The following is a 3,572-nucleotide window of genomic DNA, read 5'->3' as shown; positions in this document are numbered from 1 at the left end:
CGGTCGGGGCCGTCCCGGCGTGCGGGCCCGGGAACGGCCCCGGCGGCGCTCTCCGCCCCGCGCGTGCGGGTGCGCGGTCAGACGGGAATGACGGTGGGCACGATCATCGGCCTGCGGCGGTAGGTTTCGCCGACCCAACGGCCGACCACGCGGCGTACGGCCTGCGCGATCTGGTGGCTGTCGGTGATGCCCTCGGCCTCGGTGCGCGAGAGCTCCATCTCGACCTTGCTCGCGACCTCGTCGAGTGCCTTCGGGTCGTCGGAAAAGCCCCGGCCGGACACCGTCGGCGGGCTCATCGCGCGACCGGTGGCCGAGTCCACCGCCACCGTGATCGCGATGAACCCGCCCTCGCCGAGGATGAGCCGGTCGGACAGGGTCGACTCGCCCACGTCGCCGACCGAGAGTCCGTCGACGTAGACCATGCCGACCTCCACCCGGCCGGTGGCCTCGACTCGACCGTCGACGAGGTCCACCACGACTCCGTCCTCGGCGAGCACCACGTTGTCCTGCCCGACACCGGTGCGCACGGCCAGCGCCGCGTTCGCCCGCAGATGGCGCCACTCGCCGTGCACCGGCATGACGTTGCGCGGACGGATCGCGTTGTAGAGGAACAGCAGCTCGCCCGCGGGTGCGTGCCCGGAGACGTGCACCTGGGCGTTGCCCTGGTGGATCACCTCGGCCCCCAGCCGCACCAGCCCGTTGATGACGCCGAACACGGCGTTCTCGTTGCCCGGGATGAGTGAACTGGCCAGCACCACGGTGTCCCCCGCCCGCAGCGAGACCTGCTTGTGCTCACCGCGCGCCATTCGCGACAGCGCGGACAGCGGCTCGCCCTGCGACCCGGTCGAGACGAACAGCACCTGCGTCTCCGGCAGCGTGACGGCCTCGTCGAGGTCGATCAGCAGGCCCTCGGGGATGTCGAGCAGGCCGTGCTCGGCCGCGATCGTCATGTTGCGCACCATCGAGCGGCCGACGAGGGCCACCCGCCGCCCGTGGCGCCGGGCGGCGTCGAGCACCTGCTGCACGCGGTGCACGTGGCTGGCGAAGCAGGCCACGATGACCCGCCTGCGCACCCGCGCGATGACGTCGTCGAGCACGGGGCCGATGTCGCGCTCCGGGGTGACGAACCCGGGCACCTCGGCGTTGGTCGAGTCGATGCACAGCAGGTCGACGCCCTCGTCGCCGAGGCGGGAGAACCCGGCGAGGTCGGTGAGCCTGCCGTCGAGCGGAAGCTGGTCGAGCTTGATGTCTCCGGTGTGCAGCACGGTCCCCGCCGGGGTGCGCAGGGCCAGCGCGAGCGCGTCGGGAATGGAGTGGTTGACCGCGAAGAACTCCAGGTCGAACGGGCCCACGGTCTGCCTGCCGCCCTCGGCGACCTCGTGCAGCACCGGGCGTTGCCGGTGCTCCTTGCACTTGGCCGCCAGCAGCGCGAGTGTGAACCGCGACCCGTAGATCGGCAGATCGGGGCGCATCCGCAGCAGGAACGGCACGGCGCCGATGTGGTCTTCGTGGCCGTGCGTGAGCACGAGCGCCTCGACCTGGTCGAGGCGGTCCTCGATCGCGCGGAAGTCGGGCAGGATCAGATCCACTCCGGGCTGGGCGTCCTCGGGGAACAGCACTCCCGCATCGACGATGAGCAGGCGGCCGTCGTACTCGAAGACGGTCATGTTCCGCCCGACCTCGCCGATGCCGCCGAGCGCGACGACGCGGAGCCCGCCCTCCGGTGGCGGCGGCGGGGCGTGGGTCGGTCCGGATCCGCCCCGCAACACCGCGGGGTCGGTGTCCGAGGGCGCGGGAGGTGCGGGCTCCCGGGTGGTCTGTGTCGGTTTCTGATTCACCGGTGAATGGTCCCAACGCTCGTGTGGGTCGTCGGCGCGACGTAGGCGGCGGCCGAGTCCGCCTGGGCGACCCGGTTGCCCGCCCAGTCGCTGGTCGGCGGCTCCTCCAGCGGCACGCCCGCCTGGGTCAGGTCGGCCGCGATGGCCCGCACCTGCTCGTCCGAGGCGGACACGATGGGCAGGCGTGGATCGCCGACCTCGTACCCGCGCAGGCGCAGGGCCGTCTTGGCGAACACCACGCCACCCACACGGGAGAACGCGCGGTAGACGGGCAGCATGCCGCGGTGATTGGTGCGGGCGGTGGAGGTGTCACCGTCCTCGTAGGCCTCGATCATCGCGCGGATGCGGCCCGCCACGACGTGCCCGATCACGCTGACCACACCCGTCGCCCCGACCGACAGCCACGGCAGGTTCAGCGCGTCGTCGCCCGAATAGTAGGCCAGGTGCGTGTTGGCGATGACCTCGCTGCCCGCGAGCAGGTCGCCCTTGGCGTCCTTGACCGCGACGATGCGCGGATGCTCGGCGAGCCTGCGCAGGGTGTCGACCTCGATCGGCACGATCGACCTCGGTGGGATGTCGTAGAGCATCACCGGCAGGCCGGTGGCGTCGGCCACGGTCGTGAAGTGCGCGTACACCCCGGCCTGGGTCGGACGGGAGTAGTAGGGCGTCACCACCAGCACCCCGTGCGCGCCCGCCTTCTCGGCCTGGCGCACCAGCTCCACGCTGTGGGCGGTGTCGTAGGTTCCCGCGCCCGCCACGACCGTGGCCCGGTCACCCACCGCCTCGACGACGGCGCGGATGACGTCGGCCTTCTCGTCGTCGCGGGTGGTCGGGCTCTCACCGGTGGTGCCGTTGACGACCAGACCGTCGTTGCCCAGCTCCAGCAGGTGCGCCGCGAGTTCCTGCGCGCGGGTCAGATCCGGCGCGCCGTCGGCGGTGAAGGGGGTGATCATGGCGGTCAGCACGCGGCCGAACGGTCTGCCCGGCGCGGCGGTGGGCGGAGTGGGCGCTGCGATCGACATGGGGCCGACGTTACCTGCTCGCCCGTGCCCGTACCGCGCCGACCATGCCGAACACGCCGATCGGCGCGCCAGGCGCGCACGGGGAGCAAAATCGCCGGTGTCCGAGCTCCGGTACGGGAAGAAATCCCAGCAGGCGGGGCGGGGCCGCGCTACCAGACGTCCTGGCGCACCTGCTCGTCGAGCCGCCCGCCGCCGTCTTGCGAGACGAAGCACAGCACGTCGCGCACGGCGTCGTCGAGGGAGTCCCCGGGGCGCCGTTCCCACTCCTGGCGGGTGGGGACCAGCACGCGGTAGGCCAGTGCCCCACGCTGTTCGTCGTCCACCCGATTGGAGTGGAACATCAGCGCGCACGCGGCCTCGCCGTAGCGGCGCAGAGTCTCCTCGCCCGGGTAACGCGCGGCGGGGACGTCCGTGTCGAGGGAACCGTCGCCCACCGTCGAGTACCAGGAGACCAGCTCGGCGTCGTGCGGCTCGTCGCAGTCGACCCAGTTGCTGCCGCCGAGCGGACGACCCGCCTGGACCGGCGTGTTCACGCAGCGGTCGCGGGAGTCGCGGTTGAGCTCGGCGACGTCGCCGCCCTCGCCGTAGGTCAGCGTGGGCAGCATGCGGTCGTCGCCCGACGGCGACCAGACCGGTTCGCCGAGGAAGAAGCCGCCCACGAGCAGGGCCACGGCGGCGATGCCGCCCCCGACCGCGAGGGCCGTCCGCCGCG

Annotated in this window: 2 protein-coding genes and 1 pseudogene; all 3 read right to left on the bottom strand. The window is 72.4% G+C overall.

Features of this window, described 5'->3' with window-relative positions; genetic code table 11:
- Positions 1-77: 77 nt before the first annotated feature.
- On the bottom strand, positions 78-1,766 hold the full coding sequence (locus SACSA_RS0109720) for a ribonuclease J (protein ID WP_198009035.1): 1,689 nt from the start codon (positions 1,764-1,766) through the stop codon (positions 78-80).
- Positions 1,767-1,834: 68 nt separating this feature from the next.
- Positions 1,835-2,860: a 4-hydroxy-tetrahydrodipicolinate synthase gene (dapA, locus tag SACSA_RS0109715; RefSeq protein WP_019815440.1), complete on the bottom strand. Its 1,026-nt coding sequence runs from the start codon at positions 2,858-2,860 to the stop codon at positions 1,835-1,837.
- Between the two features lie 149 nt (positions 2,861-3,009).
- Positions 3,010-3,572, bottom strand: a pseudogene (locus tag SACSA_RS22280) (serine/threonine-protein kinase); the annotation flags it as partial.

Origin of the sequence: Saccharomonospora saliphila YIM 90502 (genome assembly GCF_000383795.1) — a bacterium.
In the GTDB taxonomy this organism is placed as follows: domain Bacteria; phylum Actinomycetota; class Actinomycetes; order Mycobacteriales; family Pseudonocardiaceae; genus Saccharomonospora; species Saccharomonospora saliphila.
This window is presented reverse-complemented; position numbering and strand designations above follow the sequence as displayed.